We start from the raw sequence: 15015 nt of genomic DNA, 5'->3' as shown, positions 1-15015 counted from the left end.
GGCGACCGTAGCCAACTACGGTGGGCGCGTGCCGAGCATCCATCCCTACCTGGCCGTCGCTCGACCGATCGCGTTCGCGCACCGGGGCGGGACGAGCCTGTATCCGGAGAACACCGAGCAGGCGTTTCGTCACGCCCTCTCGCTCGGCTACACCCACCTCGAGACCGACGTCCACGTGACCCGCGACGGTGTCGCGATCGCGTTCCACGACGATCGGCTCGACCGGGTGACCGACGCCGCGGGCGTGATCGCCGAGTTGCCGTGGGCGGAGGTCGAGAAGGCTCGCGTCGGCGGAACCGAACCGATCATGCGGCTCGACGAGCTCTTCGAGACGTTTCCGGACGCGCGCATCAACCTCGATCCGAAACACGGCAGTGCGGTGGAGCCGTTGGCCGAGACGATCGTGGCGACGGCGTCGGTGGACCGCGTGATGGTCGGCTCCTTCAGCGACGCGCGGATCGCCGAGGTGCGGCGCCTGGTCGGCCCCGAACTCGCCGTGAGCGCCGGACCCAGGTTGACGGCTCGGCTCGTCGCCCAGAGTCGCGGGCTGCGGGTACGGGCCGAGTGGATGCATGCCGCCCAGGTGCCCGTGACGATGCGGGGGGTCCCGTTGGTGACGAGACGCTTCGTCGAGCATCTTCATCGGCGCGACATGCACGTCCACGTGTGGACCGTCAACGAGGTCGACGAGATGCATCGTCTGCTCGACCTCGGCGTCGACGGGATCATGACCGACCGGACCGAGCTGTTGCGTGACGTGCTCCGTGACCGCGGGATGTGGACGGGTTCGTGATTGCGGTTCGTGACGGCCTGCGGCCACGGCAGTGACCGTCACCCCGTCGTTCGTCGGGCTGAGTAGAGTACTCCCCGGGTCACGTGGGCGATCCGGGGCGGCAGCGCCCTCGAGGTGGCATTTCCCGTGTTCGACATCCGATCTCCCCGCGGCCGGTGGCTGCGTTCGCGTGGCCGTCGTGCGGTCGTCCTGGGCGTCGTCGTCGCCGTCGTCGCCGCCATGGTCGCAACCCGTCCGGGCTCCCCGGACCGTGCCGCCGCCGACGACGCCGCGCTCGCGGCCGACGCGATCGCGTCCGTCGCGCTGCTGGTGCCCGACGAGCGCCTCGATCCCCGCATCGCGGCGATCGATCTGAGCGGGACAGGGTGGGATCGAGCCGTTGCCCGGCTCGACGCCGCGTGGTTCGCACGCGCCGAGAACACCCGCCGGCTGAGCAGCGCCGAGCAACGACTGACCCAGCTCGATCAGGAGTCGGCCGCCGTGAGGGACCAGCTGGTCGCCGTCGTCGCCGAAGCCGACGGACTCGTCCACCGACTCGCCGAAGTCGAGGACGTGCTGCGGGCCCGGGCGCTCGATCGATTCGTCAACTTCGGGTCGGATCCGCTGCTCGCGATCGATGATCCCGCCGAGGCCGCCGACGAGGCACGGTCGGCCGAGTTGTCCCAGCGGGCCGACGAGGTGCAGTTCTCGACCCGGGCGGAACTGCTCGACCGTCAGGCCCGCACCGATGCCGAGCAGCGTCATCTGCTCGGACGCGCCGTCGAGTTGAGTGCGGAGATCGGATCGACCGAGACGGTCATCGAGGAGCGGCGCGCCGCGGTCGAAGCCCTCGACGCAGAGGTCGAGAACGCGACCGACGCCGTGCGCTCGGCCCGGTGGGGCGCCACGATCCCGGGCACCGACCTCTCCGTCGTCGCCCTCGACGCCTACCTGAATGCAGAGAAGCTCTTGGCCGAGACGGCGAGCGGCTGCAACCTCCGCTGGTGGATGATCGCGGGAGTGGCGCGGATCGAGAGCCGCCACGGACGCTACGGCGGCCGCAGCCTGCAGGCCGACGGCCGTGTCGATCGGCCCATCATCGGCATCGCGCTCGACGGCGGGCCCGGAGTGCGGGCGATGGTCGACACCGACGACGGCGTCTACGACGGCGACATCGAGTGGGATCGTGCCGTCGGTCCGCTGCAGTTCATCCCCGAGACGTGGTTGCGACGTGGCCGTGACGGCAACGGCGACGGCCGGGCCGACCCCCAGAACCTCTACGACGCCGCCTACAGCGCCGGGCGCTACCTCTGCGCCCTGGGTGGGGATCTCTCGACCCGGGCGTCACTGCGTGCCGCCTACTTCGGCTACAACACCTCGACGCAGTACGTGAACGACGTGATCGGCCACGCCGATCGCTACGCCGAATTCGAGTTGCCCGAGCCACTGCCGGAGGAGCCTCCTGTGGCCGAAACTGTGGAGAACCCCGAGTGACTTGGGGATTGCCGGTGGGTTTCGTTCGATCTCCTGGGGATTTCGCTCCGGCCTCTTGACCGGCCCGCACGACCAGCGCAGGATGCCACTTGTCGACGCAGGAACGAACGTTCCGGGATGCCGAAACGGACCGGAGGGACGAGAGTCCCGAAGGAACGGCTCGGGTTCCTCGGGGCGCAAGGGAATGCGACGGCACGGCAAGATCAGGCCGGAACCCGTGAGGGATCCGGCGGGTCGACCGGAGGCACGGAGGTGCACGGCCGGAACGACCGGGACGGTTCCCGACGGGGACCACTCGGAAGTGAAGGACGAACACCGCCGGCCGGAGGGTCCGTCACCGTCAGGCGCACACCGCGGGGTGTGAGGCCGGGAGCCGGAACAAACCCGACGGCGGGTACGTGTCGGGGTCGCACCGAGACGCAGTCGTTCCGACGGGAGCGGCGACGGGTCGGAGCGGGCCGGTACCGCCGGGTACCGATGGTCGATTCAGGCGACTGGGACCGAGACGAACGGATCCGGGAGTCAGGGCGAGCCCCGCAAGGGCACGCCTCCAGTGGCAGGACGTTCCGACGGGGCGTCCGGCCGGGTGAGGAGCCGATTCGAGGCCCCGAGGAGTTGACCGGTGCAAGCCGGGAGGCTACTCGGGGCCTTGTTCTTTTTCCGGTGTCCTGCCCGAGAGTCGGCGCAGCCGAACTCGGAGAAACCCCGAAGGGTTTCAGTCGTCCTTGAGGGCGACTGCGTTGGGCGTGACGTTCATCTTGGGTTCGTACTCGACCGCGTCGGCCACGTCGCCGCCGTCGGACCCCATGGTGGCCCGAAGTTGCTCGCGGCACGCGTCGCACGGGCCGTAGAAATCGACCGTCACGGCGGCGTCGCAGCGGGGGCAGGTGATGTCCATACCGCAGTGTCGCACGGGTGACTGGTCCACAGCGGAATCCGGTTAAGATCCCGCAGCCCCGGGGAGGGGGCGTCGAATGGGCGACCAGGACAACACTGCGACGGCGGCGAGAACCGTCATCATCGGCGCGGGCCCCGCAGGGCTCACCGCCGCCTATCAGCTGGGAAAGGCCGGTCGCACAGCGACCGTGCTCGAGGCGGAGGGGGTCGTCGGCGGTATCTCCCAGACCGCCGAGCGAGACGGTTGGCGCTTCGACATCGGCGGGCACCGCTTCTTCACGAAGGTGAAGCCCGTGTCGGCGCTCTGGCACGAGATCCTGCCCGACGAGGACTTCCTCCTGCGGCCGCGCATGAGCCGGATCTACTACCAGGGGAAGTTCTACGACTACCCGCTCAAGGCGTTCAACGCGCTCGGGAACCTCGGGATCATCGAGGCGGTCCGCTGTGTCCTGTCCTACGCGTGGGCGCGGATCAACCCGCCCAAGGACCAGACCAAGTTCGAGGGCTATGTGGCCGCCAAGTTCGGCTGGCGCCTCTACCGGACCTTCTTCAAGACCTACACCGAGAAGGTCTGGGGCGTTCCCGCCGATGAACTCGAAGCCGACTGGGCCGCACAGCGAATCAAGAACCTGAGCCTGTTCGGAGCGATCTGGAACGCGATCACCCCGAAGCGCAACCAGAAGGACATCACCAGCCTGATCGAGGAGTTCGAGTATCCGCGCCACGGCCCCGGAATGATGTGGGAGCGCTGCCACGAGCTCGTAGAAGCCCAGGGCAGCGAGGTGCACTTCCATCAGCCCGTCGGGCGGATCCGCCACCGCGACGGGGCGGCATTCGAGGTCGTCGCGACCACTCCCGACGGCGAGGTGAGCCATGCCTGCACCGAGGTGATCTCCTCGATGCCGATTCCCCGGCTCGTCCAGGCGATGGACCCGGCGGCGCCCGAAGACGTGCTGCTGGCCGCGAAGGCCCTTCAGTTCCGTGACTTCCTCACGGTCGCCCTGGTGGTCCCGGAAGAGGACGGCTTCCCCGACAACTGGATCTACATCCACGCCCCCGAGGTCCATGTCGGTCGGATCCAGAACTTCGGGTCGTGGTCGCCGCAGATGATCCCCGACCCCGGCAAGACCTGCCTCGGGCTCGAGTACTTCGTCAACGAGGGCGATCATCTCTGGGTCAAGGACGATGCCGATCTGATCCTCCAGGCCGAGGCCGAGATGGTCCAGCTCGGCCTGCTCTCCCCCGGGAGGGTGGAGAAGGGCTATGTCGTGCGGATGCCCAAGGCGTATCCGATGTACGACGCGTCCTACAAGGAGAACGTCGAGGTCCTGCGGACCTGGCTCGCCGAGAACGTCCCCAACGTGCACCCGGTCGGGCGCAACGGAATGCATCGCTACAACAACCAGGACCATTCGATGTACACCGCGATGTTGACGGTGGAGAACATCGTCAAGGGAACGTCCCACGACGTGTGGGAGGTCAACGTCGAGGCCGAGTACCACGAGGAAATCAGCGGGTCCGACGGATGAGTTCAGGGTCTGACGTGCGCACCATCGTCGTCATTCCCGCCTTCAACGAGGAGGAGTCGCTCCCCGCGGTCCTCCGGGAACTCCACGAGATCGTCCCCGAGCTCGACGTCGTGGTCGTCGACGACGGGTCGGCCGACAGCACGGCGCAGGTCGTGCGGGCTGCGGGTCTCCCGTGCGTCTCGCTCCCCTTCAACCTGGGCATCGGCGGCGCGCTCCGGGCCGGCTACCGGTATGCCGCCGACGGCGGCTACGAGCGTGCGGTGCAATTCGATGCCGACGGCCAGCATCGTGCCGACCAGATCGGCCTGCTCCTCGCCGCCCTCGACGACGGCGCCCACATGGCCTGCGGCAGCCGTTTCGCCGCAGGCGGCTATGAGGTCGGCCGGGGTCGAGGACTCGCGATGGGCCTGCTGCGTGTCGGGGTGCGCCTCCTGACCGGTCAGCGTTTCAGCGACACCTCCTCTGGGTTCCGTGCGGTGCAGCAGCCACTCCTCGGGGTGTTCGCCACCGAGTATCCGGTCGAATACATGGACTCGGTCGAGACCCTCGTCAACGCGTGTCGTGGCGGGTACCACGTCGTCGAGGTCCCGACACTGATGCGCGAGCGGGCGGGCGGTGTGCCTTCGCAGCGGCCGTTCCGACTCGCCTATCACTACGCCCGGCTCATCGTCGCGCTCCTCGGATCACCCCGCCGCGCCGCGCCGGTTCGGCGCTGAACGGCGTTCGCTCCTCGGAGAGAGCCTCAAGAGCGGACCCTCGCGCGCCGACGGGAAGAGCAACGACTCGACGCGCATCCGGCGCGTGACGAGACGGCAGCCGACGGGGAGGTGGTCCGCAATGGCTCGCAAGACCAAACCGGAGCCGCATCCGCTCCGGATCGATCATCTCGTCGAGACCGAGCACAAGGCCGGCGTCGACCTCGCCTGGATCGTCGTGTTCGGCACGATCCTGTGCGTGTTGGCCATCGCGTTCGCCGTACCGGACGCGGTGCTCGACCGCGTTGCCGACACGAGCGGCCTCAACGTCAACGGCATTCTCGCCCTGACCACCGTGGTTCCCCTGGGGGCCACCGCGTTCGCCTTTCGTCGCTACCGAGACGCCGTCGGCGCCCAGCGGGAACTGACGCACCTGTCACTCCACGACGGCATGACCGGGTTGCCGAACCGTCGGCATCTCCGCGAGGTGCTGCCCGAGGCCTTCCACCACGCCAAGCGCTTCCACACGAAGGCCGGCGTGCTCTTCGTCGATCTCGACGGTTTCAAGATGGTCAACGACACCTACGGCCACGAGGTCGGCGACCGGCTGATGGTCGCGGTCGGCGAGCGCCTGGTGCGTTCGGCGGGCGAGGATCGCTGGGTCGCCCGATATGCGGGCGACGAGTTCGTCATCATCGATCCCGCTCCCACCACGCTCGACCACACCGTCCGCTTCGCCCGCGAGCTGATCAGCGACATCGAGACGCCCTTCGAACTCGGCGCTGACCGGATTCGGATCTCGGCCAGCATCGGCGTCGCCTACGGCGACATCAGCGATGATCCCGACGATGTGCTGCGCGACGCGGACACCGCAATGTACGACGCCAAGCACAGCGACAACCGGACCGCGGTGTTCTCCGAGAGCATGCGGACCCGGCTCACTCCCGCGACCGCCGAGAAGCGACTGCAGCGGGCCCTCGACGACGGGGAGTTCCGCTTGCTCTACCAGCCCATCGTGGCCCTGCGGACCAGCCGCATCGTCGGCTGCGAGGGGCTGCTGCGGTGGGACGACCCCGAGCGCGGGATGGTCCCGCCGGGCGATTTCCTCTCCTCGCTCGAGGAGACCGGCCTGATCCTTCCGGTCGGTCGCTGGGTGCTCGGGGAGGCGTGCCGCCAGGCCGCGGTCTGGGCCGCGCAGACACCCTCCGGTCACACACCGCTGCGGGTGACGCTGAATGTCTCGCCCCGCCAGATCGGACAGTCCGACTTCATCGACGACCTCCGTAGCGCGATCGACACCGCGGGGGTCGATCCGTCACTGCTCTACCTGGAACTCACCGAGACGTCGCTCATCGCCGATCCACGGGCCGCGTGGACTGCACTGTCCGCGGCGCGAGAACTCGGCGTCGGCATGGCCCTCGACGACTTCGGCACCGGCTACTCGTCGCTCAGCCATCTGCGGAACTTCGACTTCGAACTCCTGAAGCTCGACGGCACGTACGTCAGCGGCCTCGGGGAACGCAAGACCGACGAGGCAATCGTGCGCCATGTCGCCTCGCTTGCCCGTTCGCTCGGTATCGCAACCGTGGCCGAAGGGGTGCAGGACGCCAAACAGGTCGAACGTCTCCTCGAGATCGGTTGCGAGCTCGGGCAGGGCTACTTCTTCTCCGAGCCACAGCCGCCGACGATCATCGCCAGTCTGCTCAGTCGTCAGTTCGACACGGCGGGTTCGACCGCGCCGGCAGCGCTCGACACGCCGCCGGCGGGTGTGGGCACCACCGAGCCGGCTCCCGTCGTTCTTCCGAAGCTGCGCAAGACCACACCCGTCGCTCCGAGCTGAGCGATCACCCCTCGATGTCGTCGGGGGGCGGCCCGTAACGGCCGCGGAGATGATCGCGGATGGCCTTCAGCCGTCCTCGTGGCGACCAGTGCAGGCCGCGTGACGGCACGTGGACCATGCCGATGGGGATCTGCACGAGCGCGACACCGATCCGGAACCATTCGTTGCGGCGGCCGTAGTGCTCCTTCAGCATCAGGAGTGTGTTGCGGAGTTGGAGGTAGGCCACGCGTTCGATCGAGGCGCTCATGCCCGGATTGCGCACCATCGCGCCACGGATGACGCCGCAGTCCCATCCCGCCCGCGCCGCCCGGATCGCGAGTTCCGACTCCTCGCAGTAGGCGAAGTAGCGCTCGTCGAACAGGCCGATCTCCTCGAGGCAGGCGCGCCGGCACATCATCAGCGTGCCGTGCGGATAGTCCGCGGGATCGAACCCCGATTCGACCGTCGGCGCCGCGTCGATCGTGCCGAGATAGGGCTGGATGATGGGCCGCATGCCGTCGCCGACGTCGGCGCTCATGAGGCCGACCGACGGACGGTGGTCGACCTCGGCGAGCATCTTCTCGATCGTGTCGTTGTCGGGGAGCGCATCGTGGGGGGCGAGCGCGACCCACTCGCCCGTGCCGTCGGCCAGGAATCGGCGAAGGCCCACGTTGCCGCCGGGACCGAAGCCCAGGTTGTCGCCGGTGAGGATCAGCTCGGCATCGCCGACCAGGCTCGCCAGCGCAGTCTGCGTTGCAGGGGTGGAACCGTTGTCGACGACGATGACTCGGGTGGCGACGGTCTGCTCGCGAAACGCAGCCACGGTGCGCCCGACGGCATCGGGGCGGTTCCGATGGATGACGACGACCGTGACGGGTGGCGTGGACATGCGGGCGAAGTGTGCACCTCGTGGTGATCGGTCGGCAACCCGGCCGCTAACATGCGCCGGTGCAGTCCACCGATCCACGCGACAACGACAACGACGCGGCGTCGCGCAAGATCGGTGATCTGGCGGCGGAGGCCGGCCTGCATCGCATCCACATGCTGGCATGGCGCGATCTCGCCGATGTCGAGGCCGGAGGCTCTGAACTCCACGCGTCGATGGTCGCGTCGCGGTGGGCCGATGCAGGCATCGAGGTGACGATGCGGACCAGCTACGCACAGGGTGCGCCTCCCGAGACGGTCCGCGACGGCTACAAGGTGATTCGCCGGGCCGGGCGGTATCTGGTCTTCCCGCGTGCCGTGGCCGCGGAGATCGCCGGTCGCCACGGTCGGCGCGACGGCCTGGTCGAGATCTGGAACGGGGTCCCCTTCTTCTCGCCGGTGTGGGCCCGTGGCCCGCGCGTCACCTGGCTCCACCATGTCCACGAGGACATGTGGCCGCTGGTACTGCCACCCGGCCTCGCTCGTGCCGGTCAGCTCCTGGAGCGCCGCATCGCGCCACCGTTCTATCGTCGGACGCCGGTCATCACCCTGAGTGAGTCGTCGCGCGAGCACCTGCTGGCCCGCCTGCGGCTCCCGGCGCACAACGTGCACGTCGTCCCGCCGGGCATCGACACCCGCTTCCGTCCCGCCGAGACGAAGGCCCCCGAGCCGACGGTGCTCGCCGTCGGCCGGCTCATGCCGTCGAAGGCGTTCGACTCGCTGATCACGGCGGTCGACGAGGTCCGCCGGGAGATCCCGGCTCGGCTCGTGATCGTCGGTGAGGGCTACGAGCGCGACGCACTCGAACGTCAGATCGCCGCGCTCGGAGCCGAGGAGTGGTGCGAGCTCGTCGGGCGGGTCGACGACGACGAACTGGTCGGGCACTACCAGCGGGCCTGGGTCGTCGCGAGCGCATCGCGCAGCGAAGGCTGGGGCATGACTCTCACCGAGGCGGCCGCGTGTGCGACGCCGGCCGTGGCGACCCGGATCCCCGGTCATCGCGATGCGGTCAGCGACGGCGTCGGCGGTGTGCTGGTCGATTCCGACGACGAGTTCGTGGCGGCGTTGGGAAAGGTCCTCGGCGATGCCTCGTTCCGCGAGCGCCTCGGCGAAGGCGCCCGGCGAACCGCCCAGGAACTGACCTGGGATCGCACCGCCTACGAGACGCTGGCTGTGCTGGCGGCCGATGCCTCTCGACGATCCGGCTGACGGCGCGTCGATGTTGCGCACGCTCCTGAGCCGGGTTCGCCGCCATGGCGTTCTCCTCACCGCCGCAGCGTGCGCCTACCTGCCGGTGGTGTTCTCGAGTCCGGGGGTGGTGGGGGCCGACACCAAGACCTATCTCTACCTCGACCCGGGTCGGGTGCTCCGCAGCGCGACGAGTCTGTGGGACAGCGATGTGGCGCTCGGCACCGTCACGCACCAGAACATCGGTTACCTGTGGCCGATGGGCCCGTTCTACTGGGTCTTCGAGACGCTGGGGAGCCCCGACTGGTTCGCCCAGCGCATCTGGCTGGGGACCGTGCTCTTCGCCGCCGGCGCCGGCGTGCGCTACCTCCTGCGCACCCTCGACTGGCAGGGACGCGGCATGCTCGTCGCGGTGCTGGCCTACGAGCTCAGCCCGTACCTGCTCGACTACAGCGCCCGGATCTCCGCGGTCTTGCTCCCCTGGGCTGGTCTTCCCTGGATGATCGCGTTCACCATCCGGGCAGCGCGGACCCAGACCTGGAGGTATCCGGCATGGTTCGCGCTGGTGGTTCTCACCGTCGGATCGGTGAACGCCACCTCGCTGCTGCTGGTGGGGCTCGCGCCCGTCGCCTGGCTCGTCCACGCCCGGTTCGCGGAGCGGTCGCTCACCACCCGTCAGGGCATGGCGGCGGCCCTCCGGATCGGGCTGCTGAGTCTCGGCGTGTCGGTGTGGTGGATCGCCGGCCTCGTGCTCCAGGGTGGCTACAGCCTCCCCGTCACCCGCTACACGGAGACGTACCAGACGGTCGCCTCGGCCTCGACCGCGCCGGAGGTGTTCCGTGGGCTCGGCTACTGGTTCTTCTACGGCAACGACAAGTTCGGTCAGTGGATCGAGCCGAGCGTCGAGTACACGCAGGGCGTCTGGCTGCTCTTCATCAGCTTCGGTCTCGTCGTGTTGTCGCTGTTCGGCGCGGCACTGGTCCGCTGGCGGCACCGGAGCTTCTTCGTCCTGCTGATCGTGCTCGCCGGGTTCATCGCGATCGGGGGTCATCCGTTCGATGCGCCATCGCCGTTGGGCTCGCTCTTCAAGGACTTCACGGCCACCGACGCGGGCCTCGCACTGCGCTCGACGCCTCGGGCACTTCCGATGCTGGTGCTGGCCACGTCGGTCCTCCTCGGCACGGTGATCAACGGGCTCGACCGTCGTTGGCCGGGCTTCACCCGCGTGTTCGCGGTTGTCGTGCTGGCCGCAGTGGTGCTCAACAACCCGGCGATGTGGCGCGTGCGCATGATCGAGGAGCATCTCCAGCGGGACGAGGAGTTGCCCGACTACTGGATCGAGGCGATCGACGCGTTGAACGACAGCGGGCGAGACGGTCGGGTCATGGAGCTGCCGGGAAGCGATTTCGCGTCGTACCGCTGGGGCAACACCGTCGACCCCATCACCCCGGCGTTCCTCGACCGGGGCTACGTCGCCCGCGAGTTGGTGCCGTTCGGCTCTCCCGAGTCGGCCGATCTGCTAACCGCCTTCGACCGTCGGTTCCAGGAGGACTCGGTCGATCTCGACTCGATCGTCCCCGTGGCGCAGCTCATGTCGGTCGACGACGTGGTCCATCGGGCCGATCTGACGTTCGAGCGGTTCCGGACCCCCCGACCGGAGCCGACCGCCGATCTCCTCGACCGTACCCCCGGCCTCGAGACCGGTGATGCCTTCGGCCCGGTGGGTGCCAACATCGCCGGGCCGGAACAGACACTGCTCGACGAGGTCCACCTCGCGATCGATCCCGGACTGCGGGCGCCGGCTGCCGTGGAGACCTATCGGGTTCCGGATGCGCTCGAGATCGTGCGGACCAAGTCGGTCGACGGTGCGCTCGTCGTGGTCGGCGACGGGACGGGCCTGGTCGACGCGGCGGGAGCGGGTCTCATCGATCCCGAGCGCCCGATCTGGTTCGGCGCCGATCTCGCGGCCGACGACGAACTGCGCTCGACGGTGCTCGACCAGGCGGCCACGATCGTCGTCACCGACACCAACAAGCGGCGGGCGCGCCGTTGGGGGACACTGCGCGAGAACCTCGGCTACACCGAGCGTCCCGGCGAGGTCCCTCTGGTCGATGATCCCACCGACAGCCGGCTCGAGATCTTCCCGGGGCTCGCCGACGCCGGTGTCGATCCCGACGACGCGATGACCGTGAGCAGGCAGGACGCCCCGTTCGCGATGCGGGCCTCGAACTACGGCAACCCGGTCACCTACACCAACGACGACCGCCCGGCGCAGGCGATCGACGGCGATCCGACGACGGCGTGGGTCGTCGCGGCGTTCGCCGAAGCTCGGGGCGAATGGCTCGAATTCGCCTACGAGCAGCCCACGAGCCTCCGTACGATCACGCTCCTGCAGTCACAGGCCGAGGCGAACCGTCACATCACCGAGGTCACCATCCGTGCCGACGGGCGCGTGCTCTCGGTGGTCGCGCTGGGCGAGGAGTCGCGCCGCGGAACCGGTCAGCTCATCACGCTCCCCGCCCACGACCCGGCAAGCGTCTACGAGATCGAGCTCACCGATCTGTCGCTCGGTCGCCGCCCCTCCTACGGCGGTGTCTCCCCCGTCGGCTTCGCCGAGGTCCGGATGGGTGACACTGCCCCGGTCCGGGAGTTCCTGCGCCTGCCGGTCGCCCTCACCGACACGATCGGCGAAGATCTCGACCGTCACGATCTGGCGGTCGTCATGACCCGCGAGCGTTCGAATCCTCAGGAGCCGGTGCGCAGCGACCCGGAGGCGGAGATGCGCCGGGTCGTCGAGCTGCCCTCGGCCCGCCAGTTCGCGCTGGAGGGGTCGGTCCGGGTGTCGTCGGTGGTCGACGAGCGCCTCGTGGATGCGCTGTTGGGTCGGGATCGAACACTCGGTGGTGTCGGCGCAGTGGCGGCGTCCTCTGGCGCCCTGCCCGGCGACGTGGCGAGCATCGCGTCGTTCGCCTCCGACGGTGACGTGACGACGGCGTGGACCGGCGTGTTCGGACCCCAGGCCGGACAGTGGCTCCGCTTCGACCTCGACGAGCCACTGACATTCGATTCCGTCGGGCTCGACATCGTCGTCGACGACCTGCATTCCGTGCCCACCGAGGTCGTCGTCGAACTCGACGGCGACCCGGTCGGCACCTACCCGACGGGGCTGACGGCGACCGGTGGGCCGCGAGGCTCGACGGCGTCGGTCGTCGTCCCCGTGCGTGGTACGGCGTCGAGCATCGTGATTCGAGTCGCGGCGGTCGACGAGCGCCCGACGCGCGACTGGTACGCCGGCTACTTCGTCGCGATGCCTGTGTCGGTGGCCGAGGTGAGCATCGGCGGCGCTCCCCTCTTCGGCCCGCCCTCCCCCGTCGACACCGGATGCGTCGGGCTGGTGCTCGTCGACGGTGTGCCGATCGCCGCGCGGGTCACCGGGTCCGCCGAGGACGCCGTCGAACGCCGCGAACTCGACCTGCGCGGCTGCGAAGATCCCATCGAGACCAACGGAGCGTTCACGGTCGAGACCCTCGGACGCGACGTCGGCCTCGACATCGATCAGTTGACGTTGCTCAGCGACGGCGACGGCACCGTCGCCGAGACGTCGGCCGGACCCGTCGAGGTGGTCCGTCACGACGACACCCACTACTCACTCGACGTCCCCGCGTCGACCGCGCCGCGATGGCTCGTGCTCGGGCAGAGTCACAACCTCGGCTGGGAGGCGACGGTCGACGGAGCGGCGCTGGGCGAACCGGTCGTGATCGACGGATTCGCCAATGGCTGGCTGCTGCCGGCAGGGCCCGCGTTACGTGTCGATCTCGACTGGACACCGCAACGTCTCGTTGGTCGGAGTCTCGTGGTGTCGGCCCTGGCCGTGCTGGTCGTGCTCGGCCTGGCGTTGCGGCGCCGCCCGCCGGGCGACAGCCTCGTCCCGGCTCGGGCCGACGGGCCGGAGCAGCCCACGCTTCGCCTGCTGCCGTTCATCGATCCGGTTCGGCGCGGCCCGGAGGCGAGCTGGCGAGCGGTGGTCGTCGCCGGCACGGTGCTGGCGGCGTTCTCGTGGCTGAACCTCCCGCGTCTGCCCGGGCTCGCCCTCGTCGTCGCGGCATCGCTCGTCGCTCTCTTGCGGTTGCGTATCGGATGGCTTCGTCCGGCCACGTTGGCCGCGTTGGTCCTCGGCCTGACCTCCGTCGCGATCATGGTCGCGCAGAAGCGGTTCCGGTACCCGCCCGACTTCGGCTGGCCACAGCAGTTCGCCGACCTCCACGTGTGGGGGGTCGTTGCGCTGCTGCTGCTCGCCGCGGAGTATCTCGCGTCGATCGTCAGGCCCGAGGGCGACTAGACGGTCGTCGTGGCCTTCGTGAGGGCGTGCTGGACCAGTTCGAGCAGGACGCCCTTGGTCGATGCGCGGTCGCGGGCATCGGTGACCATCATCGGCACGTCGGCCGGGATGGCCAGGGCCTCACGGACATCGGCCATCGAGTGGTGGATCCGGCCGAAGAACGCGTTGATCGCAACGACGAACGGGATGCCGGCCGACTCGAAGTAGTCGACGGCGGCGAAGCAGTCCTCCAGACGGGAGGTGTCGACCACGACGACGGCGCCGATCGCACCGCGTACGAGGTCGTCCCACATGAAGTGGAACCGATCCTGCCCCGGCGTACCGAACAGGTAGAGGATGAGGTCGTCGCCGAGGCTGATCCGACCGAAGTCCATCGCCACGGTGGTCGACTTCTTCGCCGCTTCGCCGGCGATGTCGACGCCCTGGCTGTGCGATGTCAACGACGCCTCGGTGGTGAGGGGCTCGATCTCGGAGATCGACCCCACGAAGGTCGTCTTGCCGACCGCGTAGCCGCCGGCCACGACGATCTTGACGGGAAGAGGGACGTTGCCGCTGGGTGCGGCCTCGTGCTTCTCAGAGCGCTTGAAGACCATCGAGGACCCTTTCGAGGAGTCGGAGGTCGGGGCGGGAACCCTCTTGACCCGATGCCGGGTTGGCATGGGAATCGAGGAGCCCGTCGGTGACCAGGTCGCCCACGAGCACGCGGGCGACCCCTAGGGGGAGATGGAGGTGCGCGGACACCTCGGCAATGGACGTGGGCTCGGCGCACACCTCGAGGATCCGGCGACTCTCGGTCGGCAGATCGGCGGCACCGTCGTCGCCCCGGGGCGTGACGCGCACGATCGTCTCGAGCGCGAGCTCGGTCGACGATCGGACTCGTCCGCCGGTCAACGCGTACGGGCGTACGCGCAGCCGGCTGTCGCGGGGCTGGTCGGTCATCGGGGAAGTGCGCTCTGGAGTTCGGCGCGGAGTTCGGGGGTGAGGAACGGACCGGTCTTGTCGACCAGCACGGCCATCTCATAGCCGACGAGTCCGACATCGCAGTCCGACTCGGCGACCACGGCGAGGCAGGACCCGTCGCTGACCCCGGTGACGAAGAGGAACGCGTTCTCCATCTCGATGATGATCTCGTTGACGCGGCCACCGCCGAAGCGACCGGCCGCGCCGTAGGCGAGTCCGATCAGACCGGAGGCGACTGCGGCGAACCGGTCGGCGGCGTCGCGGTCGAGACCGCCGGACATCGCCATCGGGAGGCCGTCGGATGAGACCACGACGGCCTCGCTGACACCAGGGACCCGCTCGACGAAGTTGGCCACCAGCCAGTTGACGTTCGTCGCTGCGGTGCTCATGTTGCTCAT

The 15015-nt window shown here is 69.0% G+C and carries 12 protein-coding genes; 7 read left to right on the top strand and 5 right to left on the bottom strand.

Annotated elements, in window-relative coordinates; translation table 11 throughout:
* Window positions 1-28: 28 nt before the first annotated feature.
* A complete protein-coding gene (locus tag R2707_04035; protein ID MEZ5244243.1) occupies window positions 29-793 on the top strand; it encodes a glycerophosphodiester phosphodiesterase in 765 nt (254 codons plus the stop codon).
* Window positions 794-919: 126 nt separating this feature from the next.
* Window positions 920-2266 (top strand): lytic murein transglycosylase, encoded by a 1347-nt coding sequence (locus R2707_04030; protein ID MEZ5244242.1) that lies wholly within the window; start codon window positions 920-922, stop codon window positions 2264-2266.
* A gap of 715 nt (window positions 2267-2981) precedes the next feature.
* Here the strand turns inward: R2707_04030 and R2707_04025 are convergent.
* Complete coding sequence (locus R2707_04025; GenBank protein ID MEZ5244241.1) at window positions 2982-3164, bottom strand: hypothetical protein; 183 nt, start codon at window positions 3162-3164, stop codon at window positions 2982-2984.
* A gap of 76 nt (window positions 3165-3240) precedes the next feature.
* On the opposite strand from R2707_04025, the gene R2707_04020 reads away from it, so the two are divergent.
* From R2707_04020 to R2707_04010, 3 genes are all read left to right on the top strand, one after another.
* Window positions 3241-4692, top strand: coding sequence for an NAD(P)/FAD-dependent oxidoreductase (locus R2707_04020; protein ID MEZ5244240.1), 1452 nt, complete (start codon window positions 3241-3243; stop codon window positions 4690-4692).
* 14 nt (window positions 4693-4706) lie between these two features.
* A complete protein-coding gene (locus R2707_04015; GenBank protein MEZ5244239.1) occupies window positions 4707-5408 on the top strand; it encodes a glycosyltransferase family 2 protein in 702 nt (233 codons plus the stop codon).
* Between the two features lie 121 nt (window positions 5409-5529).
* Window positions 5530-7227, top strand: a complete 1698-nt coding sequence (locus R2707_04010; protein MEZ5244238.1) for an EAL domain-containing protein — start codon at window positions 5530-5532, stop codon at window positions 7225-7227.
* 4 nt (window positions 7228-7231) lie between these two features.
* On the opposite strand, the gene R2707_04005 is transcribed toward R2707_04010, so the two are convergent.
* Window positions 7232-8095, bottom strand: coding sequence for a glycosyltransferase (locus R2707_04005; GenBank protein MEZ5244237.1), 864 nt, complete (start codon window positions 8093-8095; stop codon window positions 7232-7234).
* A 59-nt stretch (window positions 8096-8154) separates the two neighbouring features.
* Between R2707_04005 and R2707_04000 the strand changes: the two genes are divergently transcribed.
* Both R2707_04000 and R2707_03995 read left to right on the top strand, forming a co-directional pair.
* Window positions 8155-9339 carry a glycosyltransferase family 4 protein gene (locus R2707_04000; protein ID MEZ5244236.1) on the top strand — a complete coding sequence of 395 codons (1185 nt, stop codon included), beginning with the start codon at window positions 8155-8157 and terminating at the stop codon, window positions 9337-9339.
* Window positions 9317-13657, top strand: coding sequence for an alpha-(1->3)-arabinofuranosyltransferase family protein (locus R2707_03995; GenBank protein ID MEZ5244235.1), 4341 nt, complete (start codon window positions 9317-9319; stop codon window positions 13655-13657). Before R2707_04000 ends, R2707_03995 begins: the two co-directional genes overlap by 23 nt.
* On the opposite strand, the gene R2707_03990 is transcribed toward R2707_03995, so the two are convergent.
* Genes R2707_03990 through R2707_03980 form a run of 3 tightly spaced genes read right to left on the bottom strand, consistent with a single transcriptional unit; the run spans window position 13654 to window position 15015 of the window.
* Window positions 13654-14250, bottom strand: coding sequence for an ATP/GTP-binding protein (locus tag R2707_03990; protein MEZ5244234.1), 597 nt, complete (start codon window positions 14248-14250; stop codon window positions 13654-13656). The genes R2707_03995 and R2707_03990 overlap by 4 nt on opposite strands.
* A complete protein-coding gene (locus R2707_03985) occupies window positions 14231-14596 on the bottom strand; it encodes a DUF742 domain-containing protein (GenBank protein ID MEZ5244233.1) in 366 nt (121 codons plus the stop codon). The genes R2707_03990 and R2707_03985 overlap by 20 nt, the downstream gene beginning before the upstream one ends.
* Entirely contained in the window at window positions 14593-15015 is a 423-nt protein-coding gene (locus tag R2707_03980; protein ID MEZ5244232.1) for a roadblock/LC7 domain-containing protein, read from the bottom strand. Before R2707_03980 ends, R2707_03985 begins: the two co-directional genes overlap by 4 nt.

This window comes from Acidimicrobiales bacterium (assembly GCA_041394245.1).
Classification (GTDB): domain Bacteria; phylum Actinomycetota; class Acidimicrobiia; order Acidimicrobiales; family Aldehydirespiratoraceae; genus JAJRXC01.
The sequence above is the reverse complement of the archived record's forward strand: the minus strand, read 5'-3'. Positions and strand labels throughout refer to the sequence as shown.

Coding starts and splice junctions, on each gene's coding strand:
- R2707_04025 (MEZ5244241.1), bottom strand. CDS start 3,164: ATGGACATCACCTGCCCCCGCTGCGACGCCGCCGTGACGGTCGATTTC.
- R2707_04020 (MEZ5244240.1), top strand. CDS start 3,241: ATGGGCGACCAGGACAACACTGCGACGGCGGCGAGAACCGTCATCATC.
- R2707_04010 (MEZ5244238.1), top strand. CDS start 5,530: ATGGCTCGCAAGACCAAACCGGAGCCGCATCCGCTCCGGATCGATCAT.
- R2707_04005 (MEZ5244237.1), bottom strand. CDS start 8,095: ATGTCCACGCCACCCGTCACGGTCGTCGTCATCCATCGGAACCGCCCC.
- R2707_03995 (MEZ5244235.1), top strand. CDS start 9,317: ATGCCTCTCGACGATCCGGCTGACGGCGCGTCGATGTTGCGCACGCTC.
- R2707_03990 (MEZ5244234.1), bottom strand. CDS start 14,250: ATGGTCTTCAAGCGCTCTGAGAAGCACGAGGCCGCACCCAGCGGCAAC.
- R2707_03985 (MEZ5244233.1), bottom strand. CDS start 14,596: ATGACCGACCAGCCCCGCGACAGCCGGCTGCGCGTACGCCCGTACGCG.
- R2707_03980 (MEZ5244232.1), bottom strand. CDS start 15,015: ATGAGCAACATGAGCACCGCAGCGACGAACGTCAACTGGCTGGTGGCC.